Annotated in this window: 24 protein-coding genes; 14 read left to right on the forward strand and 10 right to left on the reverse strand. The window is 70.0% G+C overall.

Features of this window, described 5'->3' with window-relative positions; genetic code table 11:
- Positions 1-54: 54 nt before the first annotated feature.
- The 3 genes from LOK44_RS25265 to LOK44_RS25275 all read left to right on the forward strand — a co-directional run bounded on the left by LOK44_RS25265 (position 55) and on the right by LOK44_RS25275 (position 1,449).
- On the forward strand, positions 55-627 hold the full coding sequence (locus LOK44_RS25265) for a TetR/AcrR family transcriptional regulator (protein ID WP_237572842.1): 573 nt from the start codon (positions 55-57) through the stop codon (positions 625-627).
- Between the two features lie 85 nt (positions 628-712).
- Positions 713-1,072 carry a DoxX family protein gene (locus LOK44_RS25270; protein ID WP_237572843.1) on the forward strand — a complete coding sequence of 120 codons (360 nt, stop codon included), beginning with the start codon at positions 713-715 and terminating at the stop codon, positions 1,070-1,072.
- Between the two features lie 32 nt (positions 1,073-1,104).
- Entirely contained in the window at positions 1,105-1,449 is a 345-nt protein-coding gene (locus LOK44_RS25275; protein ID WP_237572844.1) for an ester cyclase, read from the forward strand.
- 51 nt (positions 1,450-1,500) lie between these two features.
- On the opposite strand, the gene LOK44_RS25280 is transcribed toward LOK44_RS25275, so the two are convergent.
- On the reverse strand, positions 1,501-2,220 hold the full coding sequence (locus LOK44_RS25280) for a GntR family transcriptional regulator (RefSeq protein ID WP_237572845.1): 720 nt from the start codon (positions 2,218-2,220) through the stop codon (positions 1,501-1,503).
- A gap of 2 nt (positions 2,221-2,222) precedes the next feature.
- The gene (locus LOK44_RS25285; protein ID WP_237572846.1) at positions 2,223-3,425 is read right to left on the reverse strand and encodes an acyl-CoA dehydrogenase family protein; all 1,203 of its coding nucleotides are present in this window, start codon (positions 3,423-3,425) and stop codon (positions 2,223-2,225) included.
- Positions 3,426-3,476: 51 nt separating this feature from the next.
- On the opposite strand from LOK44_RS25285, the gene LOK44_RS25290 reads away from it, so the two are divergent.
- From LOK44_RS25290 to LOK44_RS25300, 3 genes are read left to right on the forward strand one after another with little or no spacing between them, the layout of a single operon-like run.
- Positions 3,477-4,484 (forward strand): MaoC family dehydratase, encoded by a 1,008-nt coding sequence (locus tag LOK44_RS25290; RefSeq protein WP_372481320.1) that lies wholly within the window; start codon positions 3,477-3,479, stop codon positions 4,482-4,484.
- 19 nt (positions 4,485-4,503) lie between these two features.
- Complete coding sequence (locus LOK44_RS25295; protein ID WP_372481321.1) at positions 4,504-5,682, forward strand: CoA transferase; 1,179 nt, start codon at positions 4,504-4,506, stop codon at positions 5,680-5,682.
- Entirely contained in the window at positions 5,676-6,989 is a 1,314-nt protein-coding gene (locus tag LOK44_RS25300) for an amidohydrolase family protein (protein ID WP_237572848.1), read from the forward strand. Before LOK44_RS25295 ends, LOK44_RS25300 begins: the two co-directional genes overlap by 7 nt.
- Before the next feature lie 163 nt (positions 6,990-7,152).
- Here the strand turns inward: LOK44_RS25300 and LOK44_RS25305 are convergent, their stop codons facing one another.
- From LOK44_RS25305 to LOK44_RS25315, 3 genes are all read right to left on the reverse strand, one after another.
- Positions 7,153-8,016: an alpha/beta hydrolase gene (locus LOK44_RS25305; RefSeq protein WP_237573000.1), complete on the reverse strand. Its 864-nt coding sequence runs from the start codon at positions 8,014-8,016 to the stop codon at positions 7,153-7,155.
- 71 nt (positions 8,017-8,087) lie between these two features.
- Complete coding sequence (locus tag LOK44_RS25310) at positions 8,088-8,783, reverse strand: GntR family transcriptional regulator (RefSeq protein ID WP_237572849.1); 696 nt, start codon at positions 8,781-8,783, stop codon at positions 8,088-8,090.
- On the reverse strand, positions 8,780-9,313 hold the full coding sequence (locus LOK44_RS25315; RefSeq protein WP_237572850.1) for an HD family phosphohydrolase: 534 nt from the start codon (positions 9,311-9,313) through the stop codon (positions 8,780-8,782). Before LOK44_RS25315 ends, LOK44_RS25310 begins: the two co-directional genes overlap by 4 nt.
- 109 nt (positions 9,314-9,422) lie before the next feature.
- Between LOK44_RS25315 and LOK44_RS25320 the strand changes: the two genes are divergently transcribed.
- Genes LOK44_RS25320 through LOK44_RS25345 form a run of 6 tightly spaced genes read left to right on the forward strand, consistent with a single transcriptional unit; the run spans position 9,423 to position 15,159 of the window.
- Positions 9,423-10,538, forward strand: coding sequence for a TIGR03364 family FAD-dependent oxidoreductase (locus LOK44_RS25320; protein WP_237572851.1), 1,116 nt, complete (start codon positions 9,423-9,425; stop codon positions 10,536-10,538).
- 10 nt (positions 10,539-10,548) lie between these two features.
- Entirely contained in the window at positions 10,549-11,250 is a 702-nt protein-coding gene (locus LOK44_RS25325) for a phosphonatase-like hydrolase (RefSeq protein ID WP_237572852.1), read from the forward strand.
- Positions 11,251-11,252: 2 nt separating this feature from the next.
- On the forward strand, positions 11,253-12,308 hold the full coding sequence (locus LOK44_RS25330; protein WP_237572853.1) for a 2-aminoethylphosphonate ABC transporter substrate-binding protein: 1,056 nt from the start codon (positions 11,253-11,255) through the stop codon (positions 12,306-12,308).
- 1 nt (position 12,309) lies between these two features.
- Positions 12,310-13,482, forward strand: a complete 1,173-nt coding sequence (locus tag LOK44_RS25335; protein WP_237572854.1) for an ABC transporter ATP-binding protein — start codon at positions 12,310-12,312, stop codon at positions 13,480-13,482.
- Complete coding sequence (locus tag LOK44_RS25340; RefSeq protein ID WP_237572855.1) at positions 13,479-14,387, forward strand: 2-aminoethylphosphonate ABC transporter permease subunit; 909 nt, start codon at positions 13,479-13,481, stop codon at positions 14,385-14,387. Before LOK44_RS25335 ends, LOK44_RS25340 begins: the two co-directional genes overlap by 4 nt.
- A complete protein-coding gene (locus LOK44_RS25345; RefSeq protein WP_237572856.1) occupies positions 14,362-15,159 on the forward strand; it encodes an ABC transporter permease in 798 nt (265 codons plus the stop codon). Before LOK44_RS25340 ends, LOK44_RS25345 begins: the two co-directional genes overlap by 26 nt.
- Positions 15,160-15,368: 209 nt before the next feature.
- Here LOK44_RS25345 and LOK44_RS25350 read toward each other — a convergent pair whose 3' ends face one another.
- Both LOK44_RS25350 and LOK44_RS25355 read right to left on the reverse strand, forming a co-directional pair.
- Positions 15,369-16,673, reverse strand: a complete 1,305-nt coding sequence (locus tag LOK44_RS25350) for a septum formation family protein (protein ID WP_237572857.1) — start codon at positions 16,671-16,673, stop codon at positions 15,369-15,371.
- A gap of 148 nt (positions 16,674-16,821) precedes the next feature.
- On the reverse strand, positions 16,822-19,026 hold the full coding sequence (locus LOK44_RS25355) for an acyl-CoA dehydrogenase family protein (protein ID WP_237572858.1): 2,205 nt from the start codon (positions 19,024-19,026) through the stop codon (positions 16,822-16,824).
- A gap of 134 nt (positions 19,027-19,160) precedes the next feature.
- Here LOK44_RS25355 and LOK44_RS25360 point away from each other — a divergent pair, with 134 nt between their 5' ends.
- Positions 19,161-20,384, forward strand: a complete 1,224-nt coding sequence (locus LOK44_RS25360; RefSeq protein ID WP_237572859.1) for an alpha/beta hydrolase — start codon at positions 19,161-19,163, stop codon at positions 20,382-20,384.
- Positions 20,385-20,434: 50 nt separating this feature from the next.
- Entirely contained in the window at positions 20,435-21,853 is a 1,419-nt protein-coding gene (locus LOK44_RS25365) for a WS/DGAT/MGAT family O-acyltransferase (protein WP_237572860.1), read from the forward strand.
- A 12-nt stretch (positions 21,854-21,865) separates the two neighbouring features.
- On the opposite strand, the gene LOK44_RS25370 is transcribed toward LOK44_RS25365, so the two are convergent.
- The 3 genes from LOK44_RS25370 to LOK44_RS25380 are packed head-to-tail and all read right to left on the reverse strand — an operon-like array spanning position 21,866 to position 25,513.
- Complete coding sequence (locus tag LOK44_RS25370) at positions 21,866-23,125, reverse strand: alpha/beta hydrolase (RefSeq protein ID WP_372481325.1); 1,260 nt, start codon at positions 23,123-23,125, stop codon at positions 21,866-21,868.
- Positions 23,109-24,752 carry an acyl-CoA ligase FadD12 gene (gene fadD12, locus LOK44_RS25375; protein WP_237572862.1) on the reverse strand — a complete coding sequence of 548 codons (1,644 nt, stop codon included), beginning with the start codon at positions 24,750-24,752 and terminating at the stop codon, positions 23,109-23,111. Before fadD12 ends, LOK44_RS25370 begins: the two co-directional genes overlap by 17 nt.
- Positions 24,753-24,772: 20 nt before the next feature.
- Positions 24,773-25,513 carry a lysophospholipid acyltransferase family protein gene (locus LOK44_RS25380; RefSeq protein ID WP_237573001.1) on the reverse strand — a complete coding sequence of 247 codons (741 nt, stop codon included), beginning with the start codon at positions 25,511-25,513 and terminating at the stop codon, positions 24,773-24,775.
- Between the last annotated feature and the right edge of the window lie 50 nt (positions 25,514-25,563).

The raw sequence follows: 25,563 nt of genomic DNA on the forward strand, positions 1-25,563 counted from the left end.
GAGCGCGGGAAATGCTCCACGAATCGCGCCATACGGTTCGGTATGGTCAAGCCCATGGTCAATCGCACGGACTCGCGCGCCCGGTGGCTGGACGCCGGGCTGAAGGTGCTGGCTGCCGAGGGGCCGACCGCCGTGCGCATCGACCGGATCGCCGCCAAGCTCAAGCTGTCGAAGGGGTCGTTCCACCACCACTTCGACGGCGCCGACGGCTTCAAGCGGGACCTGCTCGACTACTTCGAGAACATCTCGGTGGAGGCGCTGGAACGCGTGATCGGCGAGGTCGAGGCGCCGGGTGACATCCGCATGGTGCTGAGCAAGCTGACCCGGATGGTGGCACCCGATCGTCACGAAGTCTATTGGCCCGAACTGGAACTCGCAGTGCGCGCCTGGGCGACGTGGGATCCCGACGTCCGTGCGGTGCAGGCCAGGATCGACAGGTCCCGGCTCGCGGCACTGCAGCGGGTGTGGCAGCCGTATTCGCAGACGCCGGAGGAGGCCAGGACGGCGGCCCTCCTGCCGTACCTGGTGGCGATCGGCGCAGCGGTCGCCGTCCCGCCCGTCGGTGCCGACGAACTCCGGCGGGTGTACGAGACGCTGCTGACGCTGGTGCCCGAAGCTCGGGACTGACGCGTCGTCCCGGTCGACCTTGACGGTTGCGTCGTGCTAAGCATACCGTACCGTATGGTTTGATTTGGACGGAAGGAAGCCGGCCGTGACATCGCTGCCAGATCCACAGTGGCCGATCATCGCGTTGGCCGTGGTGCAGTTCGTCGACGCGCTGATGTGCCTCAAGCCCGCTGCATTCATCGCGCAGTGCTTCGAGGGCGTCGGATGGCCGCGACGACTGTGGTGGCTGATGCCCCCGATCAAGTTCGCAGCATCCGCCGGACTCGTTGTGGGGCTGTGGATCCCATACCTCGGGGCAATCACCTGCGCGGCGCTCGTGGTCTACTTCCTGTGTGCGATCGCGGCGCACGTGCGGGCGCGGGACTTCGGCCGCAACCTGTTCCTCAACGCCACCGGCATGCTAGTCATCTGCGCGGCCGTCGGCGTCTACTGCTTCCTGATCTAAACGAGAATCGAGAAACGGAGAGGAGAACTCCCATGTCCCAGAGCGCCGACGTGTTCCAGCGCTGGATCGACGAGGTGTGGTCCGACGGTCGGGTATCAGACGACCTGGTCGCCGACGACTTCGTAGGGCACTGGCCCGACCGGGACGTACTCGGTCGCGACGAGTTGGCGGCGGTCGTGCAGACGACCCGAGAGATGTTCGACGAGTTGACCTTCCAGATCGAACTGGGTCCCCTGCGCGACGGTGACTTCCTCGTGGGCCGCTGGACCGGCGTCGGACGGCTCGAGACCGGCCAGACGCGCTTCACCGGCAACGACATCCTGCGCCTCGACGGTGAGCGCATCGTCGAGTACTGGACGGGCACCTCAACCGCGTGATCTGTGGAGTATTACCTGCGGTGAGCGCGGGAGATGTTCCACGAATCGCAGTCAGCGCGAGCGGCGCAGGGTCACGCGGTAGGTGTACTGCTCGGGCAGGAAGTGGCTGACGGCCAGCTCGACCGGCGCGCCGGACGAATCGGAGTATAGCCGGTCGACGCGCAGCATCGGGTGACCCATCGGGCAGCCGACGGCCTCGGCCACCTCCGGATCGGCCGCGCCCACGGTGATCGATTGCGCCGCTTCGGCGATCGGCTCGGCCAGGTGCGGTTCGATGAGGCCGATGATCGTCGTGGTGCTCACGGCGCCAGTCTGGGTCTCGGCGGCGTCGAGCACCGGCCGCGCCACCGCCTCGGGCAGCGACACCCGCGTGACGCCGAAGGGCACACGAGAGTGCAGCCGCCGGAAGGACACCGCGAACACGACGTCGTCGTCGAGGCGGAGCCGACTGGCGGCCTCGACGTCCACCTGCCGCCGCAATCCCGAGGTCACCTCCATCGTGGTGTCGTCGGACAGGCTCATCAGGTCCTCGATCGAGCCGAGCTGACGGAGATAGCGTTCGTTCGCGAACGTGCCCCGGCCCGGCACGCGGTACACCTCGCCCTCGGACACCAGGTCCTGAAACGCCCGTCGCACGGTCTGGCGGGACAGCCCGAACCGCTCGACGAGTTCGGACTCCGTTGGCAGCCGGGCGCCATTCCGGTAGGCGCCCGAGGCAATCTCGTCCCGAAGCCGTTGCCGCAGCGCCTGATACGCCGGGGGCGGTCTCACGGTCACAGGCCGCCGCGCGCCACCAGCTGTGCGGCGATCACGTTGCGCTGGATCTCGTTGGTGCCTTCGCCGACGATCATCAGCGGTGCGTCGCGGAAGTACCGCTCGACGTCGTACTCGGTGGAGTAGCCATAGCCGCCGTGGATGCGCACGGCGTTGAGCGCGATCTCCATCGCGGTCTCCGAGGCGAACAGCTTGGCCATGCCCGCCTCCATGTCGGCGCGCTCCCCGCTGTCGTAGCGATCGGCGGCGTGGAAGACCAGTTGGCGGGCGGCGGTGAGCTTGGTGGCCATGTCGGCGAGATAGTGCCCGACGGCCTGGTGCTTCCAGATCGGCTGGCCGAAGCTCTCCCGATCCTGTGCGTACGCGAGTGCGTCCTCCAGCGCCGCGGTGGCCACGCCGAGCGCGCGCGCCGCCACCTGAATGCGCCCGGTCTCGAGGCCCTTCATCATCTGCGAGAACCCACGTCCCGGTTCGCCGCCCAGCACCGCCGATGCCGGCACCCGGTAGTCGTCGAACGACAGCTCGCAGGACTCGACGCCCTTGTAGCCAAGCTTGGGCAGGTCACGCGAGACGGTCAGGCCGGCGCTCGACCGGAGGTCGAGACCCGGGGCGGCCTCTCCATGCTCGGCCAGGACGATCGAGATGCCCCGGTGCTTGGGCGAGGCGGTGGGGTCGGTCTTGCAGAGCAGCGCGATCAGACCGGACCGGCGCGCGTTCGAGATCCAGGTCTTGGCGCCGTTGATCACCAGGTCGGAGCCGTCGGGCCGCGCGATCGTGGTCATGGCCTGCAGGTCCGATCCGCCGCCCGGTTCGGTCAGCGCCATCGTCGCGCGCAGCTCGCCGGTCGCCATCGACGGCAGATAACGCTGCTTCTGCTCCTCGGTGCCGAACAGGTCGATCAGCTTCGCGACGACGGTGTGCCCGCCCATCGCGCCCGCGAGGCTCATCCAGCCGCGGGCGAGTTCCTGGGTGACCAGCGCGTAGCACCGCGTCGACACCGGCGTGCCACCGAAGTCCTCCGGCACGGCGAGGCCGTAGATGCCGAGCTGCTTCATCTGCTCGATCCACGCCTCGGGGTAGGCGTTGGCGTGTTCGACGTCGCGCACGGTCGGCTTGACGTCGCGGTCGACGAAGGCGCGGACCGTCTCGACCAGCATCGCCTCGTCGTCGTCCAGTTCGTGGGTGCGCAAAGGTACGGCCATATCGACAACCATATTGACACGCCGATCAATGCACTGCCAGCATGGTTCGCTGTGACTTTGTCCGGCCAAATATCGGGTGGCCCGTACTTCGACGACCTTCGGGTCGGCGACGTGTTCGACGCCGCGCCCGCCGTGACGCTCACCTCGGGAGCCGCGGCCGTCCACCAGTCGATCATCGGCGACCGACTCCGCCTGCCGCTTGACGCGACCCTGACGCACGCGGTGACGGGCGCGCCGGGCGTGCTCGCGCACCCCGTGTACGTGACCGACGTCGCGATCGGTCAGTCCACGCTTGCGACGCAGCGGGTGAAGGCGAACCTGTTCTACCGCGGCTTGGGATTCCATCGCTTCCCGGTGATCGGCGATACCTTGTACACCCGCACCGAAGTCGTTGGGCTGCGGCAGAACTCGGCCAAGCCGGGCCGCGCGCCGACCGGCATGGCCGCGCTGCGGATGACGACCATCGACCAGGCCGACCGGCTGGTGCTCGACTTCCACCGGTGCGCGATGCTGCCGCTGAGTGACGGCGCCGGTGACACCGGCCACGCCGACGACCTGTCGGCCATCGGCGCGGACACCCCGGCGCCGCCCGACCCCACGGCCGGCTGGGACGTCGAGGCGTACCGCACCCGCGTACCCGGCGCCGGCTTCGACCCGGCACTGGCCGGTTCGGTGCTGACCGGCACGGCCGACGTGGTCAGCAGTGCACCGGAACTCGCCCGACTGACCCTCAACCTCGCTGCCATACATCATGATTCGCGCATCAACGGCCAACGCATGGTCTACGGTGGGCACACGATCGGGGTGGCGCTCGCGCAGGTGACCCGCGCGCTACCCGACCTCGTCACGGTGCTCGGGTGGCAGTCGTGCGACCACACCGGGCCGGTGTACGAAGGCGACACCCTCTACAGCGAGATCCACGTCGAGGACGCGCGATCACTGCCTGGCGGTCGCGGTGGCGTGCTGAGCCTGCGCTCGCTGGTGTACGCCGCGGCGACCGAAGCGGGCGGGCAGGACCGTCAGGTGCTGGACTGGAGATTCACCGCCCTCCGGTTCTAGCCGCATGGACAATGGCCGGGTGGACGCACTGGCCGACGACTGGGGTGCCAGCGGCCTTGCGTATCTGACCGGCGACCCCGCCGGGCCACCGGACTACTCGCGGGCAGCGGTGCTGGCCGCGGCGCGCGCGGTGGCGGCCGAGTTCGAGATCCTCACCGGCGTGCGGGTCGACGCCGCCGAGGAACTCGCGGGCCGGGCCGCGCTTCTGGGCTTCGCCCGGCGCGGTCGGACGTCGGCGGGCGGTGCGTCCCGCATCTTGCCGACGGCGGACGGCTGGTGGGCCTTGACGCTGTCGCGGCCCGACGACGTCGACACCGTGCCCGCACTGGTGGAGGCCGATGCCGTCGTCGAACCGTGGCGCGCGGTGCGGGACTGGTCGTCCACCCGGGACGTTGCCGACGTCGTGGAGCGCGCCCGGCTGCTCGACCTGCCCGCCGCTGCGCTCGGTGAAGCGGTGGCCCACCCGCCGACGGTGCGCCAGGCAGGACCGCGGAGCGCGCCACGCACGGCGGCCGGGCTCGCCGTCGTGGATCTGTCGTCGATGTGGGCGGGCCCGTCGTGCGGGCGGCTGCTGTTGCGCGCCGGCGCCACCGTCGTCAAGGTGGAGAGCCCAGGCCGGCTGGACGGCAGCCGCGGCGGACCACGCCCGTTCTTCGACTGGATGAACGGCGGAAAGCTCAGCTACGCAGCTGATTTCGACGACCCGGGTCGGTTACGCGAGCTGCTTGCCATCGCCGACGTCGTGATCGAGTCGTCGCGGCCGGCGGCCTTGCGCAGGCGCGGTCTCGGTCCCGGCGACGTCGCCGCCCGTGACGGCCGGGTGTGGCTGTCCATCACCGGGTACGCCGACACCGGCAGGGTCGCGTTCGGCGACGACGCCGCAGTCGCAGGGGGTTTGGTGGGTCGGTGCGCAGGCGGCCCGGTGTTCTGTGCCGACGCCATCGCCGACCCGCTGACCGGACTGCACGCCGCGTTGGAGGTCGTCAGGTCGCTGCGTCGCGGCGGTGGTGAGACCGTGCACGTCGCGATGTCCGAGGTCGCCGCGACCTACGCGGCGTTGCCGCAGACGGTCGCGCCCACCCTGGCCGAGGCGGCTCCACCCGCCCCGCCGGGCACGACGACCCCAGCGTCCGAACTCGACGGCGACCGCGCCCGCGTCGACCGCCTCATCGACGAGAGAAGGCTCGCCCCATGCTGATTCAGCGTGCCCGGACGATCGACGGGACGTCCTGCGACGTCCGGGTGGAACAGCTCGTCGTCGAGCTCGGTGAGCGCCTGGAACCGCGCCGTGGCGAGGACGTGCTCGACGCCGCACACGGCACCGTCGTGCCAGGGCTGCACGACCACCACGTGCACCTGTACTCCGCGGCAGCGGCGCTGACGTCGGTGCGCGTCGGCCCGCACGAAGTGCTCGGCCCCGACGACCTGCGCCGGGCCCTCGGCGCTGCGCCCATCGGGGAGGACGGCTGGATCCGGGCGATCGGCTACCACGAAGCAGTGGCCGGGCCGCTCGATCGCGACGGCCTCGACGCGCTGGCGCCGCCGGTACCGGTGCGCGTGCAGCACCGCAGCGGGGTGCTGTGGACGCTCAACTCGGCGGGCCTGGCCCACGTCGGTCTGCCGGAACACCCCGACGGCAGGCTGCGCAGCAACGACCGCGGCTGGTCCGGCGGTTTGCAGCGCCGCGAGGTCGGCGTGGCGGGCGGCCTGTCTCGGGTGAGCCGCAGGCTCGCGTCCTACGGCGTCACGGGCGTCACCGACGCGACCCCGGACCTGGGTGTCGACGACGTGGTGGCGTTCGCGGAGGCGCGTCGCCACGGCGACCTCCTGCAGCACGTGCACTGCCTGGCACCCGGCAAGCGCATCCTGCACGACGACGGGCTCGACCTCGCGGAGCTGACCGAGTGGATCGAGGCGAGGCACCGGCAGGGTGGGCACCTCGCCGTGCACTGCGTGACCGCCGCTCAACTGGTCGTGACGATCGCCGCCCTGCGCGCCGCGGGCACGGTGCCAGGGGACCGCATCGAGCATGCCGCGATGGTGCCGCACGACTGCCTGGCCGACCTCGCCGACCTCGGCGTCGTCGTCGCGACCCAGCCGAACTTCGTGTGCGAACGCGGTGACCAATACCTGGTCGACGTCCCGGTCGACGACCACGATCAGCTGTGGCGGCTGGGTTCCCTGCTCGCCGCCGACGTGCCCGTCGTGCTGTCCACCGACATGCCGTTCGGCGACGCCGACCCGTGGGCGGCGATGCGGGCGGCGGTACGCCGGACGACGGCGTCCGGGGCGCCGCTCGGGCCGGGCGAGGCGGTTTCGGCCAGAACTGCGCTCGAGCTGTTCCACGGCGAGCCCGAGCAACCCACGCAGCGCCGCACCGTCGCGCCGGGACAGCCGGGTGACCTGTGTGTGCTGACGGCGGCGCCGGACGAGGTGCTGGCCGAGCTGGCGTCGGACATGGTCGTCGCCACCGTGGTGGCGGGCTCGGTCGTGTCCAGTCGATAGCGCGCCCGTCTGGGTGTCGTGAAATAAACCCAGCGGCGGGCTCCTCACCGGCAAGTACCGCAACGGCGAGGAAGGCAGGCTCACGAAGCTGGCAGCCGTCGTGCACACCGAGGACGGGCCCGCGAAGTCGGCGATCGTGGACGCCGTTCTGGCGGCGACGGCTTCAGGCAGAGGCCGGTTGCGTCTGCCTGAACGTCCGGCGCAGGAACTCGACCTGGCCTTCGACGAAGTGTCTGGTGACCTCGGCCTTGGGTGCCACGCCGTCGAAGCCGTGGAAGGCGCCTTCGACCACCTCGACGTCGCACGGGACGCCCGCCGCGCGGAGGCGCTCGGCGTAGACCAGGTCCTCGTCGTGGAACAGGTCGCACGTGCCGACGCCGACCCAGGCCGGCGGTAGGCCCGCGAGATCGTCGCGGCGGGCGGGCACCGCGACGTTCGGGTCGGCGCCGCCGAGGTAGGCCGACCAGCCGTACGCGTTCGACGTCTGGGTCCACATCCGGTGATGCGGGCTGTCGAGGCCCTCCTGGGTCGCGGAGCGATCGTCGATCATGGGGTAGACGAGAACCTGCGCCGCGAGGTCGATCTCACCGCGGTCGCGGACCAGCAGCGCCAGCGCCGCCGCGAGACCTCCGCCCGCGCTGGCACCGCCGATCGCGACCCGGGTCGCGTCGACCGCGGGAAGGCCCGCGAGCCACGCGAGCGCCTCGTAGCAGTCGTCGAGCGGTGCGGGATATGGGAATTCGGGTGCCAGTCGGTAGTCGACGGCCGCGACGGTGATGCCCAGCTCCTGCGCGAACCGGCGGCAGGTGACGTCGTCCTGCGCGGCGCTGCCGATGACGTAGCCGCCGCCGTGGATCCATAGCAACGCTGGGCCGGGCGCCGTGACGCCCGGTGGGCGATGCAGCCGGACGCCGACCCCGGAGGTCAGGGTCAGCTTCTCGACGTCACCGGGTACACGGCGGTCCATCAGCGGCATGGCCATGCGGAGGTATCGCAGGGAGCGTGGCGTGATGAGGGTTCGGGGCATGAACCGGGCAGCGCGCTCCAGTTCGGGATGGAAGGCGGGCACGTGCCGACCCTACTGCCGATCTCGTGCGCTCAGTCGCCATCGGTGAGAGTTGCCTCGAACGCCACGCGATCGCCCCGGTACAGCGCGTGCACGACCTCGATGGGGGTGCCGTCGGTGTCGAGCGAACGGCGGTGCAGCCGGAGCATGGGCATCGCGGTCGTCGACTCCAGCAGCCCCGCCTCGCGCGGTGACGCCAGCACCGTCTCGATGCGTTCGGTGGCGGAACCGAACTCGACGCCGGTCGCCCGGATCGCAGCGTAGAGCGACGTCGTCGGGTCGAACGTCTCCCGGAACCCACCGAAGCGGTGCATGGGTAGGTGAGTGTTCTCCAGGCCGATGCGCTGCCCGTCGGCGAGCAGGATGCGATCCAGTCGCATGACGGGTTCGCCGTCGGCGACACCGAGGGCTGCCGCGAGATCGGCAGGCGCGGCAACGTCGTCCCAGGTGACCAGGATGCGCCCGGGCTTGCGGCCCATGCGCAGCGCGCCCTCGGTGTACGACCGCAGCGAAAGCGGTTGCGTCAGCTTGGACTTCGCCACCACCGTGCCGCGACCGCGACGTTCGATGCGGCCCTCGACGAGCAACTCGTGCAGCGCCTGGCGCACGGTTTCGCGGGCGACCCCGAACCGCGCCGCCAGTTCACGCTCCGGAGGGAACGGATCGCCCTCGACCAGGTCGCCGAGCAGTTCCTCCAGAGAGGTGCGGATGAGGTAGGGCTTGCTCACCGGTCGGCTCGCTCCGCGCCCGAACTCTGCAGCACGCGGCGGGCCACCGTCAGCACGTCGTCGATGGTGGCGCCCGACGACTCGGGGTCCTTCGCCGCGTCGTCGTAGCGACGCAGCCGCACGGCGTCGGGCCACCACTCGTGACCGGTGAAGGCTTCATCGACGTGGGCGCCGCCCTGCGCTGCGAGCGAGCGCACCGACGTCTCGGAAAGGTCTGTGGCGTAACCGGGTTCGGTGGCGACCAGGTACTGCTTGGCGGCGACGTGGGCGCCTGCGAGCCACGCGACCCGGTCGCCGAATCGGGGGCGGAGCCACCGCCGTGCCTCCTCGTCGTGTGCGGACGAGGCGCCGAGCAGCGGGCTGTGTGCGACGTCGTGCAGGGCGGCGGCGAGGACCAATTCGTCGTCGGCGCCGTCGGCCATCGCGCACGCCGCGGCCTGCAGCGCGTGGTCGAGTTCGTCGACGGCTTCCTCGTCCCACACTCCGCGCAGTGAGCGCAGTACGGCCTCGGTCTCCTCCAGCGGACGCATGGCCCAAGTGTAACCCCAATTGGTCTATACCAATTGTTAACCTGCTGTTCGCGCTGCCACCACCGCACCTTCCGTTCGGCGACGTGATCGACCAGAAAGGTCTCTTCCCATGCGTGTGACCATCATCGGCGGCGGGATCCTCGGAACCGCCCATGCCCTGGAGGCCGTTCGGCGCGGCCACGAGGTCACCCATCTCGACCGCGAGACCGAGGCCCGCGGCGCGACCGTCCGCAACTTCGGGCTCGTCTGGGTGTCCGGGCGGTCCTCGACCGAACTCGACGCGTCCCTCCGTTCCCGGGAGTTGTGGGAGCGGATCGGCGCCGACATTCCCGGGGTGGGCTTTCGGCCCGCCGGATCCCTCACGCTGCTGCGCACGCCGCGCGAAGTCGCGGTCGCCGAGGAGGTGGCGGCCCGACCGGATGCCGCGGCTCGCGGGTTCACGGTGGTCGACACCGACCGGGCCCGCGCGCTCAACCCCGCTCTGCGTGGCAAGTTCGTTGCTGCACTGCACTGTTCGTTCGACGCCGCGGTCGAGTCCCGTCAGGCGATGCCCGCCATCCGCGACCACCTGGCCGGCACGGGCAGGTACCAGTGGTTGCCCGGCACCGAGGCCATGGACGTGACCGGTCGCACGGTGCGCGACGACCGCGGCCGCAGACACGAGGCCGACGTGGTGCTCCTGTGTCCCGGCGCCGCTCACGGCGGTCTCACCCGCGACGTCGCCGGCAAGCTGCCCGTACGCCGGGTGCGCCTGCAGATGATGCAGACCGATCCGCTCGACGAACCGCTCACCACCGCGATCGCCGACGGCGACAGTTTCAGGTACTACCCGGGTTTCGCGGGCAGGGCACTCGACGCACTGCGCGACGACGAACCGCAGGACCCCGTCGCCGCCGCCCACCGCATGCAGTTGCTTTGCGTGCAGCGCCTGCACGGCGGGCTGACCATCGGCGACACGCACGAGTACGACGAGCCGTTCGCGTTCGACGTCGACGAAGCGCCGTATGCCTACCTGACCGACCTCGTCGAGCAGTTCCTCGGGCGCCCGCTCCCCCCGGTCCGGCGGCGCTGGGCAGGCGTCTACAGCCAGTGCGTCGACCCCGGCCTGCTGGCGTGCAGGCACCGCGCCGACGACGGCGTATGGGTGATCACCGGGCCCGGCGGCCGTGGCATGACCCTCGGCCCGGTCATCGCCGAGACGACCGCCGATCTGCTGGAACTGTAGAGGAGACACGATGTCCGACAATCTGATTCGACTTGCCGTCCTCGACATGGCGGGCACGACGGTCGCCGACGACGGCCTGGTCGTCCGGTCGTTCGAGGCGGCCGCCACGGCGGTGGGACTCCCGGAGCACGGCGGCGAGCGAGAGCATGCCCGGCAGTACGTGCTCGACACCATGGGGCAGTCGAAGATCACCGTATTCCGGGCACTGCTCGGTGACGAGGACCGTGCGCAGCAGGCCAACGCCGCATTCGAGAGCGCCTACGCCGCAGCGATCGACCAGGGCCATGCGCGACCCATCGACGGTGCGGCCGCGGCCATCACGCGGCTACGCGACGGCGGTGTCAAGGTGGCGCTGACGACCGGGTTCAGCGGCGCGACGCAGGAGAAGCTGCTGGCCGCCCTCAGCTGGCAGACCATCGCCGACCTCGCGCTCGCACCCGGTGACGGCGTGCGAGGCAGGCCCTACCCCGACCTGATCCTGACCGCGCTGATGCGGCTCGGCATCGACGCGGTCGGCGACGTCGCCGCGCTCGGCGACACCACCAGCGACGTGGACAGCGCGCTGCGGGCCGGATGTGTCATCGCCGCAGGCACGCTCACCGGCGCCCACGACGAGGAGCACCTGCGCTCGGCCGGTGCGACCCACGTCGTCACCAACGTCGGCGATTTCGCCGATCTCATCCTCACCACCAACCGCACCGTGAAGGGCTGACCATGAAGAGACCACTACTGCGCACCGGCATCGCCGCGATGTCGGCGACCCTGGTCGCCGTCGCGCTGACCGCGTGTGGCGGCACCGGCTCGTCCGGCTCAGGGGCCGGCGAGACGCTGACCGTCTACAGCGCCGACGGACTCGCCACCTGGTACGAGGGGCAGTTCGAGATGTTCACCGAGGAGACCGGCATCAACGTCAACCTCGTCGAGGCAGGCTCGGGTGAGGTGGTGTCGCGCGTGGAGAAGGAGCAGTCGAACCCCCAGGCGGACCTGCTCGTCACGCTGCCCCCGTTCATCCAGCGGGCAGCCGAGTCGGAACTGTTGCAGCCCAGCGGAGTCGACGCATCGGGCATCCCGAGCGACCAGGTGGGACCCGACGCCAGCTACGTGCCCATCGTCAACAACGCGCTGAGCTTCATCGCCAACCCGGGTGCCGACCCGCAGCCCCGCACGTGGGACGACCTGCTCGCGCCCGAATTCAAGGGCAAGCTGCAGTACTCCACGCCCGGGCAGGCCGGCGACGGCACCGCCGTGCTGATCCTGCTGCAGCACCTGATGGGCAAGCCCGGCGCACTGGATTACCTGGCCCGCCTGCAGGCCAACAACGTCGGACCGTCGTCGTCCACCGGCAAGCTGCAGCCGAAGGTCAGCAACGGCGAACTGCTCGTCGCCAACGGTGACGTGCAGATGAACCTGGGCTCCATCAAGGACGACGGGTCGAAGTTCGACGTCTTCATCCCCGCCACCGCCGACGGCAAGCAGACGACCGTCTCGCTGCCGTACGTCGCGGGTGTGACCAAGGGTGCGCCGCACGCCGACGCGGCCAAGAAGCTGCTCGCGTTCCTGATCTCCGAGGACGTGCAGAAGACCGTGGCGCCCGAGGCGTTGGGCATCCCCGTGCTGACGTCGCTCGTCGATGCAGCGCAGCAGTCGGCCGAGCCGAACACCCCGGCAGGCGTCCTCGAGGGCGTCGACGTGTGGGTGCCGAACTGGAACACCGTGCTCGCCGACCTCGACGCCGATCTGGCCGCCTACCAGAAGGCCACCGGTAGCTGACATGACCGACATCGGCGTCGGCCGCACGGGCACGCGCGACGCGGTGGCAACGCGCGCGGCGCAGGACTCCGCCAGTGCTGCAATCACCTTCGACAGGGTCGGGGTGCGGTACGGACGTGGCAGGAAGGCGACCGACGCGCTCGTCGACTTCAACCTGCGCGTCGCAGCGGGCGAGACGGTCGCCCTGCTGGGCCCCAGCGGGTCGGGCAAGTCGACCGCTCTCAACGCGCTCGCCGGGTTCGTACGGCCGACGTCGGGCACGGTCCGTCTGGGTGGACGCGACGTCACCGACCTGCCGCCCGCCCGCCGGGGAATCGGCGTGGTGCTGCAGTCCTACGCGCTGTTTCCGCACATGCGCGTAGCCGACAACGTGGCCTTCGGCCTCAAGTCGCAACGCGTTCCGCGGACCGAGGTCGCGGGGCGCGTAGCCGAGGCGCTGGAGATGGTGGGCATTTCCGACTACGGGCGCCGCCTGCCGCGGGAACTCTCCGGCGGGCAGCAGCAGCGCGTGGCCATCGCCCGCGCGCTGGCGATCCGACCCAAGGTACTGCTGCTCGACGAACCGCTGGCAGCACTCGATGCCCAACTGCGGCAGTCGATGCTGGCCGAATTGCAGCGGCTCAAGGAGGCGCTGCCCGACACCGCGATGCTCTACGTGACGCACGACCAGGCCGAGGCGCTCGCCCTCGCCGATCGCATCGTGGTCATGAACGACGCCCGCCTGATGGACGTCGACACCGCCGAGAACCTCTGGCGGCGACCACCGACGAGTTTCACTGCGGCCTTCCTCGGTGGTGCCAACCTCATCCCCTGCACGGTGGGCCGTGTGATCGGGACCTCGGCGCCGGTCACGTTCGCGCACAAGACCGTCAACACCGAGGCGCCTCAGCCGACGGTGGGCCGCACCGACTGGGCGCCGGGTTCCAAGGCACTGCTGTGCGTCCGACCGCACGCCCTGCGTATCGTGTCGCTCGGTGACCGGGACGCGCTGCGCGCCAACGTGAACGCCGTGGTGTGGCGAGGTGCCAGTACCCGGCTGGTGCTGTCGGTGGGCGCGATGCCCGACCAGCTGCTGGACGTCGACGTGCCGGGCAATGCGCACTACGAGATCGGCAGCGAGGTGGGAGTCCGGTTCCCCGAGCCCGCCGGCGTGCTGGTGGCGGCCGCGTCGTGACCGCGACTCTCGAGGCACCCGAGCACGCACCGGAGCGGGCCCGCGCACCCCGGTCGTGGGCGGCGTGGTGGGCGGTCCCGCCACTGCTCATCGTCCTGATCGCGGTGGTCTACCCGCTGGTCCGGGTTGCTCTGGAATCCCTGACCGCCGAGGGTGAGACCGGCGCGTCGACGTGGCTCGGCGTGCTCGGCTCGGAGGCGTTCCGCGATGCACTGTGGCGGACCGTGGCGATCGCCGTGACGTCCACGCTGGGGTGCCTCGTCCTCGGCACGTTCCTCGCGATCGTGCTGGCGTTCGTGCCATTTCCGGGTTCGCGACTCATCGGTCGGCTGATCGACACGGTGCTCGCGCTGCCGTCGTTCCTGATCACGCTGGCGTTCACGTTCCTCTACGGCACGGCGGGCGCGGTGAACGCGGCCATCGCCGGACTGACGGGCAGCTCGTCGCCGATGCTGAACTTCCTCTACACGCCCGCGGGTGTCATCGCCGCGGAGATCACGTTCTTCACGCCGTTCGTCATCAGGCCGCTGCTGGCGTCGTTCTCGATGCTGCCGCGGGCCCAGCTCGACGTGGCGGCCAGTCTCGGCGCGTCGCCGCTGCGGGTCTTGCGCACGGTGGTGCTGCCGGAGGCCTGGCCGGCGCTGGTCGCAGGTGGCAGCCTCGTTCTCCTATTGACGCTCAACGAGTTCGGCATCGTCTTGTTCACCGGCGCCAAGGGCGTGATCACGCTTCCGGTGCTGATCTACACCAGGGGCATCGTCACGTTCGACCTGCCCGGCGCCGCGGTGATCGCGACCGTGCAGATCGCGCTCTCGCTGGCCCTGTACACGCTGTACCGCGTGGTGTTCGCGCGCCTGATGAAGGGCAGGGGTGAAGCGGATGTTGTTGTGGAGCCGGCGAAGTAGGGCGATCCTGATCGGGTTGTTCGGGCTCGTCGTCGCGGTGGTGTTCGTCGCGCCGCTGGCGACCGTGGTGGCTGCCGGTCTGGCGGGGTCCTGGACCGGTGCGGTCCCGTCGGACCTCGGGTTCGAGCACTTCGACGACGCGCTGACCGGCGAGAGCCTGGCCAGTCTGTCGGTGAGCCTGCAGACCGCGTTCCTCGCCGGCGGCGTGGCCCTGGTGCTGGGGACGTGGGCGGCGCTGGCCGCGCGGGAGTGCCCGCCGTGGCTGGCGCGGGTGGTCGACGGGGTGTTCCACCTGCCGATCGCGGTCCCCTCGGTGGCGATCGGACTGGGTCTGCTGATCGCGTTCAACGAGCAGCCCCTTCTGCTGGGCGGGACGCGGTGGATCGTCATCCTGGCCCACGCGGTGCTGGTGCTCGCGTTCGCGTTCAGTGCGGTGTCGGCGGCGCTGGACCGGCTCGACCCGGCCTATCGTCAGGCCGCGGAATCGCTTGGCGCAGGGCCAGTGCGGGTGTTGACCCGGATCACCCTGCCGCTGCTGCTGCCCGCGCTCGGTGCGGCGGCGGGGCTGGCGGTCGCGCTGTCGATGGGCGAGCTGGGTGCCACCGTCATGGTCTACCCCGCGACGTGGAAGACGCTGCCCGTCAGCATCTTCGCGCTCACCGACCGCGGCCAAGCGTTTCAGGCCGCAGCGTGCACGTCGGTGCTCCTGGTGGTGACCCTGCTCGCGCTGGTACTCCTCGGCCGCATCCGTGGCCGCGCCGCCATCCGCTGACTGGACTTCTCCGGCGAGCGTGCGTGTCTGCGGGCGACACGCCGGGTCAAAACCCGAGTTCGCGCACGCTCGCGGGTGGGGTGGGCCCGACGGTGGGGTGGCCGGCGAGTGGCCAGTTGTGGCACGCGAAACGCCGAAATGCGTGACATAAGCAGCCATTCGGCGCTCGACCCTGTTAGGCGCGCAACCCTGTCAGGCAGGCGACCCTGTCAGGCAGGCGGCGCAGGCGGGGCAGGCGGGGGCCCTGGCAGCGTGATTGGCGCCAGCCCGGGGATCTCGAGGACGTTGGCCGGTGGCGGCTCGGGTGCAGGCGGGGGGATCTCCGACTCGGGCGGACCGGGCGGGGGCCCCAGCGTCGGTGACTCCGCGGGCGGCGGCGGCGCAGGCGCGCTCTCCGGCGGCGATGGCGGTGGCGTCGTCTCGGCGGGCGGCGGCGCGATCGTTTCCGCAGGGCCCGCGACCGGCGCTGGAGCCAGCGGCTCGGTGTACACGGGCGGGGGCGCCTCGACAGCCGCGGGCGCGGGGGCCGACGGGGGCGGCGGTGGTGGTGGCGGGGGAGCGGCAGGCGCCGGAACGTCGCCCTCCTGCCGTCCGACGCGACCGGTCAGTGGCGTCCAGTCCGGTCCGGCGGGCCGCGTCACGTTGCACGACACCTGACGGCTACCCGCATCCCAGCTCGAGCGGGCGAGCGGCATTAAGTCGACGGTGAGGCCGGCCTCGGCGAGACCGCCCGGCGGGAGGTAGGCGTCGGCGATGCGGGTGCACTCGTCGCGGATGAACGACTCCTGCTCGGACTCGTCGGGGAAGGCGGTCGGGAAGCGCCCGGCGAGGCTCACGGCTCCGGCGACCTCGGCGGCATGCGGCTCAGCGCAGTCGACCAGTGCATCGGTGGGCCGGTTCGACGCCTCGTCGACGCCGAGGCAGGTCCCTGGCGGCCACACCTTGGACTGGTCGAGTTCGGCCACCCTCCCCTTGAACGGAACGGGCTTGGCGCCGGGGCCGAGCAGCTGCAGGCCGCAGAGCAGGTTGCGGTCGGCGGGCGGGGCCTCCGCGTCGCCGGCCCACAGCACGCTGATCGTGAACTTGCTGTTCGGGTCGTACTTGGCCCCCAGATACTCGCTGACGGCCCGCTGGCACGGTTCGGCGAAGTTTCCCATGTCGACGGACTTGGCGACCTCGAACATGTGGTCGCTGCTGCACTGCACGAACGACGGCTTGTCGGGTTCGTCGGGCGGCCAGCCCAGGCACGTGCCGCTCTCGGCGTTGCCGAAGACCTTCGCGGCGCGGGTGTCACCGCCGGCGAGGTTCCGCACGGCCGAGTCGGGCGAGCTGAGCTGGAAGACGGCACCGGCCAGCAGCGCCATCAGGACCAGGCCGAGTGCTGCGCGCTTGTTGGTGCGCGCGGTCGCCGATGCGCACGGGGACGCGGTCGAGGCCTCGGCCTGGGGGCCCGAGCACAGGGCGCGCTGACGTTCGAGCGCGGCCAGCGCGGTGTGGAGGTCTGAGTCCTTCACTGGCGACCACGCGACCGTGCTCGTGGCCGGTCACCGCTCGGGGCGGTGACGCAGCGGCGTTTGGCAGCCACGATTGAGAAGCCTGGCATACGTCTCTGTGGGGCGCTATCCGAGGTCGCCGCATCGTATTCGGGTCGGTTCGTGATCGTTACTTGATCAAGGGGTCCCGCGGCAGGCCGAGGATCCGCTCGGCAATCGTGTTCCGGGTGATCTCCGACGTGCCGCCCGCGATGGTCATCGCTCGGTTCCCCAGGTAGGTGACCGTCAGCATCGGGGTCTTGCCGACGACGGCGGCGACGCCCGAGAGGTCCATCCCGAGTTCGGTCAGACGCTGCGACCACTCCGCGAGGACGAGCTTCGTGACGTTGCCCTCGGGACCTGGTTCGGCGCCGGCGATCGCCCTGGTCACGCGGCGCAGATTGAGCAGCCGCAGGGTGTGCGAGTCGGCGATCGCCTCACCCACCCGACGGAGGTTGGCGGCTGCCACGTCGGGCGCCGCGCAGTCGAGGAGTTCGACCGCGTCGTCGACGGTGAAGCCGGTGGGCGCCGACGAGCCTCCGCCGATCGAGATCCGCTCGTTGCCCAGCGTGGCGCGGGCGACGAGCCAGCCCCGGTTGACGTCGCCCACGACGTCGCCGTCGGGGACGAAGACGTCGTCGAAGAACACCTCGTTGAAGTGCGAGTGGCCCGTGAGGCCGCGCAACGGGTTGACGGTCACGCCGTCGGCGCTCATGTCGATCGCCATCATCGTGACGCCCGCGTGCTTGGGCGCATCCGGATCGGTCCTGACGGTCGCCAGGCCCCACTGGCACTCGTGGGCCAGGCTCGTCCACACCTTCTGTCCGGTGATGCGCCAGCCGCCGTCGACCCGCTTCGCCGACGTCCGCACCGCCGCGGCGTCGGAGCCGGCGCCCGGCTCGGAGAAGAGCTGGCACCACATGACCTCGCCGCGCAGGACCGGTTCCACCCAGCGCTCGCGCTGGTCGTCGTTGCCCGCCTGGGCGATCGTGAGCGTCACCCAGCCCGTGATCCCCATGTCCGGCCGGACGACCGGTTCCACTTCCCCGGTCGCTCCGCTCCTGCCCGCCGACCCAAACTCCTCCTCGATCACCAACTGCTCGAGCACGTCGGCCTCGCGCCCCCACGGCTTGGGCCAGTGCGGCACCAGGTAGCCGGAGTCGACGAGGAAGTCGCGCTGCTGGTCGGCGGGCAGCGACCGAACGGTGGTGACGGCGTCGCGAGCCGCGGCGCGGTGCACCTCGGCCTCCTCTGGAAGCGCGAAGGATGCGCCGTGCGCCAGGCCGCGACGCTGGGCCTCCACCACGTCGTGCAGTGGGTCGCCCGCGTCGGCGATCAGCGCGGCCAGCGTGCGGGCGCGGCGGAGATACAGGTGGGCGTCGTGCTCCCAGGTGAACCCGATGCCGCCATGCAGCTGAATGTTCAACTCCGCGTTGAAGATCTGCGTGCGGATGGCGTGGCTTGCGGCGACCGCTGCCGGGAACCATGCACCGTCCAGGTCGTCGGCGCGTGCGGCGTCCCACGTCGCGGCCGTGGTCTGCTCGGCGTTGACCAGCATGTTCGCAGCGTGGTGCTTGACAGCCTGGAACGTGCCGATGGTGCGCCCGAACTGCTCGCGGACCTTGGCGTAGTCGACGGCCATGTCCAGCGCGGCCCAGCTGACCCCGACCGCCTCCGCCGAGGCGAGGATGCGGAACACCGTGCGGGCCCGAACCGCGGATCCGCGCAGGACGCGCGACGCATCGACCGCGACGTCACGCAGTTCCACCGACCCGATGCTGCGCGTGGTGTCCAGCCCGTCCAGCGGCGTCACCGTGACGCCGTCGGCCGAGCTGTCGACGATCACCACGTCCTCACCGGCGACCAGCACGAACACCCCGGCGTCGGGGGCACCCAGCACCGCCGGACATTCGCCGCTCACCGCGGAATCAGTGCCGACGACCAACGTGCCGGACAGGCCGAGCGCCGCGACGGTGGATCCGTCCACAAGGCCCGGAAGCAATTGCGCCCGAACGTCGTCCGATGCGCACCGGTCGATCACCACCGCTGCGGCGACGCTCGAGAGGAACGGGCCGGGGCACAACTCGCGGCCCTGCACCTCGAGCACCACCGCCAGCTCGGCGAGCGTGACGCCGGAGCCACCGAATTCCTCGGATAGGGCCAGGCCCTGCCAGCCGAGTTCGGCAGCCGCCTGCCAGAGCCGCTCGGGGTGCTTGGAGCCGCCGTCGAGCGTGGCCCGCGCGACGGAGCGACTGTCCAGGCGTTTGAGCTGCCCCGATGCGGAGTCGGCGAGGTCGCGATGATCGTCGGTGATGGCTAGCGCTGAGGTGCCCACGGGCTCGACTTAACCATCGTTGGGCGGTCGCACAGACTGTGATCTGACTCACAGGTTGCAGGTCAACGGCCGATGGGTAGACAGGTTGACGAAGTTGTCGTTTGCCGACGGCTAACCGGGGGTATGGTCGCGCAATGACGGCGCGACCGGATGTCCGGTACCCAGGCCCGACGATGACGACCCGCCTCCGCTGGTTGATGGAGGCCGGTCCCTCGGACTACCTGCTGGCCATGAGCGTGGGCGCGACGTCGCTCCCGGTCGTTGGCAAGCATCTCGAACCCCTCGGCGGCATGACGGCCATGAGCATCTGGGGCGTGCGGGTCATGCCCGAGTTCATCTCCGCCGCCGCGAAGTCGTGGTTCACCCCGGGCATCGGCGAGGCCAAGAAGGAGGAGCGGGACCAGGCGAACGCCGTTGCCCAGGCTGCGCTGCGCGGCGTGGTCAACACCGAGGCACTCGACACCGAATGGCCCGAGCCCGACCGCACCCCGCCGGTGTGGAAGGCGCTGGAGCACCGCCGCAACGTGTACCGGAGTTCGGTCCGCTACGGGGACCACCCGAGCCAGGTACTCGACGTGTGGCGGCCGAAGGAGCTGCCGGCGCAGCCGGCCCCGGTCCTGATCTTCCTGCCCGGTGGAGCGTGGGTGCACGGCAGCCGGATCCTGCAGGGCTACGCGCTGATGTCCCACCTCGCCGAGATGGGCTGGGTGTGCCTGTCCATCGACTACCGCGTCGCACCGAACAACCGCTGGCCGCAACACATCACCGACGTGAAGACCGCCATCGCGTGGGCACGGGCCAACGTCGACAAGTTCGGCGGCGACCGCAACTTCGTGGCCATCTCCGGCACCTCGGCCGGTGGCCACCTGGCCGCGCTGGCCGGCCTGACCGCCAACGACCCCGAGATGCAGGCCGACCTGCCCGAGGGTTCCGACACCTCGGTGGACGCCGTCATCGGCATCTACGGCAGGTACTGCTGGGAGGACCGTTCGACGGTCGAGCGCGCACGCTTCGTCGACTTCCTCGAGCGCGTGGTGGTCAACCGCAAGATCGACAAGCACCCCGAGGTGTTCCGCAAGGCCTCGCCGCTGGCCCGCGTGCACTCCGACGCTCCGCCGTTCCTGGTGGTGCACGGCTCCGGCGACACGGTCATACCGGTGAAGCAGGCGCGGGACTTCGTGGAGAAGCTCAAGCGGGTGTCGCGGTCGGTGGTGAGCTACGTCGAGCTGCCTGGCGCAGGCCACGGGTTCGACATGACCGACGGCGCGCGCACGGGACCCATGGCGACGGCAATCGGCCTGTTCCTCAACCAGGTTCATCGCAACCATTCGGTGATGGGCGACAAGCAGGTTATATAGCCTCACCCCATGGCTCCTCGTGCATCGCATCCGGTCAAGGCAGGCAGCCGATGAAGAGGCTCAGCGGGTGGGACGCGGTGCTGCTGTACAGCGAGACGCCCACCGTGCACATGCACACCCTGAAGCTCGCGGTGATCGACATATCGGAGTTGAAGGGCCGTCAATTCGGCATCGACGAGTTCCGTCAGGTCATTCACGGCAGGCTCTACAAGCTCGATCCGTTCCGCTACGAACTCGTCGACATCCCGTTCAAGTTCCACCACCCGATGTGGCGGGAGAACTGCGAGGTCGATCTCGAGTACCACGTGCGGTCGTACCGGGTCGCGAGCCCCGGTGGGCGCCGCGAACTCGATGCCGCCATCGGCGAGATCGCCAGTATCGCACTGGATCGCAGCCGCCCGCTGTGGGAGATGTACTTCATCGAGGGGCTCGCCAACGGGCGGATCGCCGTCCTGGGCAAGATCCATCACGCGCTCGCCGACGGCGTCGCCTCGGCGAATCTGTTGGCACGGGGCATGGACCTCTCGGCCGATCCTCAGCCAGACCGGGACTCGTATGCGACCGACCCGCCGCCGGAGAAGTCCGAACTCGTGCGAACCGCGTTCTTCGACCACCTCCGCCAGATCCGACGGTTGCCGGGCGTCATGCAGTACACCGCGCAGGGTCTGAGCCGGGTCCGCAAGAGTGACAAGAAGTTGTCGCCCGAACTCACGCGCCCGTTCACCCCACCACCGTCGTTCATGAACCACCGCGTCGATGCGACGCGCAAGTTCGCCACCGCCACGTTGGCATTGGCCGACGTGAAGCAGACCGCAAAGCACCTCGACGTCACGATCAACGACATGGTGCTCGCCATCTCGGCGGGCGCGCTGCGCGAACTGTCGCTGAAGTACGACGGGCACGCCGACCATCCGCTGCTGGCCTCGGTACCGGTCAGCTTCGACTTTTCGCGGGAACGCTTGTCGGGCAACTACTTCACCGGCGTGATGATGGTGGTGCCCATCCAGCTCGACGATCCGCTGGAGCGGGTACGGGCCGTGCACCATGCCGCCGTCGACGCGAAGGAGACCCACCATCTGATGGGCCCGGAACTGGTCAGCCGCTGGTCGGCCTACTTCCCGCCGGCGCCCGCCGAGAAGATGTTCCACTGGCTCGCCGAGAAGGACGGCCAGAACAAGGTGTTGAACCTTCCGATCTCGAACGTGCCGGGGCCCCGGGAACACGGCCGGGTGGGTGGCGCACTGGTCACCGAGATCTACTCGGTGGGCCCGTTGACGACCGGCAGCGGCCTGAACATCACGGTGTGGAGTTACGTCGACCAGCTGAACATCTCGGTGCTCTCCGACGGCGCCACACTCGACGATCCCCACGAACTCACCGACGCCATGGTGGCAGCGTTCATCGAGATCCGCCGTGCGGTAGGGCTTTCCGAGAAGCTGACCGTCGTGCCGTCTGCGATGGCGCAGTAGCGGCCCCAGCCGTCAGGTGCGCTTCGCTCGCACCCAGTCGAGGAATCGGCCGACGGCTTGAGCCGTGTAATCGCCGTGCGGCGAGCCGAAGAAGTCGAAGGCGTGCTGCGCGTGCGGGATCTCGCTGTAGACGACGGGATTGTTCGACACCGCCTTGAGGGCGTCGACGAACTCGCGCCCCTCCCGAACGGGGATGATCGAATCGTCCCCACCGTGCAGCACGTAGAACGGCGGGGCGTCGGCCCGCACCCTGGTGATGGGCGACGCCTCGAGGTACGCCCCGCGAGCCTCGGCGTAGGGCTGCTTCACGATGAACTTCTGCAGGATCGAAATGAATTCGGGCCGTCCGGATCCCTTACTCGTGAACCAGTCGTAGCGGCCGTAGATCGGGACGGCGCACACGACCGAGGTGTCCACGTCCTCGAAACCGGGCTGCCACTGCGGCTCGTTCGGCGTGAGCGCGGCCAGCGCGCAGAGGTGACCGCCCGCCGACCCACCCGTGATCGAGATGGAGTCCGGGTCGCCGCCGCAGTCGGCGATGTTCTCGCGAACCCAGGCCAACGCACGCTTGACGTCGATGATGTGCGCGGGCCAGGTGTGGCGGGGGCTGATCCGGTAGGCCATCGAGACGCAGATCCAGCCCTGCTCGGCGAGGTGACTCATCAGCGGGTAGGCCTGCGGCCGGCGCATCCCGATCGCCCAGGCACCACCGGGCACCTGGAGCAGCACCGGCGCCTTGCCGTCGCGTGGCAGGTCGGCGCGGTGCCAGATGTCGGCGACGTTGGCGCGGTGGGGGCCGTAGCGGACGACGTCGGTCTTCTTGACGTATGCCCGCCGCGCCCATGAGGTGCGCAACACGCCGCCGGGCCGACGGCGTCGCTCCTCCTTCGCCACGGCGGCGTAGTCGTCGCCGAGGGCCTCGCGCAGCGGTTCCTCGAAGGACGGCTGCGACTTCTTGTTGCGGTAGTAGACGTAGCCGAGCAGACCCCACGACGCGGCGGTGAGCGCCAGCGCGGCTCGGCCGCTGCGGCTGGAGAAGTCGCCGCGGATGCCGCGCCGCAGCGCGTCGAGCACCGAGGCGCCGGCTATGACCGGCGCGGCCTCGCCGGTGGGCCACCCCAGGAAGAACACCGGGATGGTGACGTAGCCCTCGCGACCCAGTGGCTGTACGGCGTTGGCGGCGTTGAGTACCTCCGCGGTGGCGCGTACCAAGGACGTGATGTCACGGGAGGTCTGGCTTCGCACGAAGCGGCGCTTACGTCTGCGACCCATCGCCGTCCGAGTCGAGGAGATCTTGAAGCTCACGACGGAGAATCTTGCCGGTGCTGCCCCGTGGCAAACCTTCCAGGGCTGTGATGGAGCGCGGAACCTTGTAGTTGGCGAGGTTCTCGCGCACGTATGCCTTGAGTGATTCGGTGGTGGCCGACGCTCCGGGAGTCAGTACGACGAACGCCGCGAGACGCTGCCCGTATTCGGCGTCGTCGACGCCCAGCACGGACGCCTCGGCCACGTCGGGGTGGTTGGCGAGGGTCTTCTCGACCTCGATGGGATAGACGTTCTCGCCGCCCGAGACGATCATCTCGTCGTCGCGGCCCACGACGAACAGCCGGCCCGCGGCGTCGAGATAGCCGACGTCGCCCGAGGACATGTAGTCCTCGTGGAAGTCCTTGGTGGTGCCGGAGGTGTAGCCGTCGAACTGCGTGGAGTTGCGTACGTAGATCGACCCCACCTCGCCGGTGGGGAGCTCGCGGAACTCGGCGTCGAGGATCTTGACGTCCGTCCCCTCGGCGGGGCGGCCCGCGGTGTCGGGCGCGGCGCGCAGGTCTTCCGGTGTGGCCGTAGCGATCATGCCGGCCTCGGTCGCGTTGTAGTTGTTGTAGATGACGTCGCCGAACCGGTCCATGAACGCGGTGACCACGTCGGGACGCATCCGGGAACCCGACGCGGCGGCGAAGCGCAGCGTGCGGCCGCTGTAGCGGGCCAGCACGGCCGGCGGGAGGTCCATGATGCGGTCGAACATCACCGGCACGACGCACAATCCGGTCGCCCGGTGCGTGTCGATCAGCGCGAGGGTGGCCTCGGGGTCGAACTTGCGCCGCGTGACGATCGTGCACGCCATCGACGCGGCGAAGGCCAGCTGCGAGAAGCCCCACGCATGGAACATGGGCGCGACGATGACCGTGGTCTCCTCCGCATGCCACGGCGTGCGGTCGAGGATGGCCTTGAGGGTGTCGGGTCCGCCGCCGGAGTGGCTGGCGCCCTTGGGGGTTCCGGTGGTGCCCGACGTCAGCAGGATGGTCTTGCTCTTGGCGTTGGCCCGCCGCGGGGTGCGGCCGAGATTGGCAGCGATCAGGCCCTCGACGGTGTGGGGGTGACCCTCCTCATGGGCCCACGCCACGATGCGCACCGCATCCGGCGCGTCGGCCAGGGCGCGGTCAACGGTCGGGGTGAATTCCTCGTCGTAGATCATCGCGTCGGCGCCCTCGCGCTCCACCACCTCGGCAAGCGCGGGTCCGGCGAACGACGTGTTGAGCAGCAGCACGTCGGCGCCGATGCGGTGGGCGGCGATCAGCGCCTCGACGAAACCGCGGTGATTGCGCGCCATGATGCCGACCGTGCCGGGAGTCCCGCCGGACAGCTGCTGCAGCCCAGCCGCCAGAGCGTCTGCGCGCCGGTCGATCTCGCGCCACGTCAGGGTGCCGATCTCGTCGACGAGACCTGGGCGGTCAGGGCAGCGTTGGGCGGCGGCGGCGAAACCCGAGGTGATGCCCATGTTCTCGCGTGCCATGGCCGCGGCGACGCGAACGTACTTGTCCGGGCGCATGGGCGCGATGACGCCGGCGCGGGCCATGGTGGTGACCAGGCCGATGGTCGAAGTCAGGCGGTCGGTGAGAGCCACTGTCCTCGTCTCCCGTCGCCTCAGCCGAGTACCGGCAGGCGGCGTTCCCGCGCGAGTTCGTCGAGCGCCGTTTGCATCACGTGCCGGATGTGGGCGTCGACCTCGTCGATGTCGGGGTCCTCGCCGAACTCCGCGACGATGTCGATGGGCGGCAGCACCTGCGTGACGATCTTGGTCGGCAGGGGCACGTTGACGGGCAGCACCGCGGACAGGCCGAACGGGAAGCCGATCGAGACGGGCAGGATCTTCGCCCGCACGAGCTTGTCGAGGCGCAGGGTCTTCGCGAGTGCGGTGCCGCGGGTGAGGTAGATCTGGCTCTCCTGTCCGCCGATCGACACCGACGGAACGATCGGCACGCCTGCGTTGAGTGCGGCGCGGATGTACCCGGTTCGGCCGCCGAAGTCGATCTTGTTGCGGGCCAACGTCGGTCGGTACACGTCGTAGTCGCCGCCGGGGAAGACGATGACGACGCCGCCGGTCCGCAGGGCCTCGTCGGCGTTCTCGTGGTTGGCGGGGATGAAGCCGGTCTTCTTGAACAGTTCGGCGGTGGGTCCGACGAACAGCAGGTCGAATCCGAGTGTGTAGACGGGGCGTTCGTAGCCGTACTTCGCGTAGAAGTCGGTCGCGAACACCGGTACGTCCATGGCGAACAGGCCACCCGAGTGGTTCGACACGACGAGCACGCCGCCGGGCGGGACGTTGTCGAGGCCCCGCACCTCAGCGCGGTGGTAACCCTTGATGAGTGGCCGGATCCAGCCCATGACCTTCTCGGTGAGGCCCGGATCCCACTTCGTTATTCCAGTCGATGTGA

This window comes from Mycolicibacterium lacusdiani (assembly GCF_021916785.1).
In the GTDB taxonomy this organism is placed as follows: Bacteria; Actinomycetota; Actinomycetes; order Mycobacteriales; family Mycobacteriaceae; genus Mycobacterium; species Mycobacterium lacusdiani.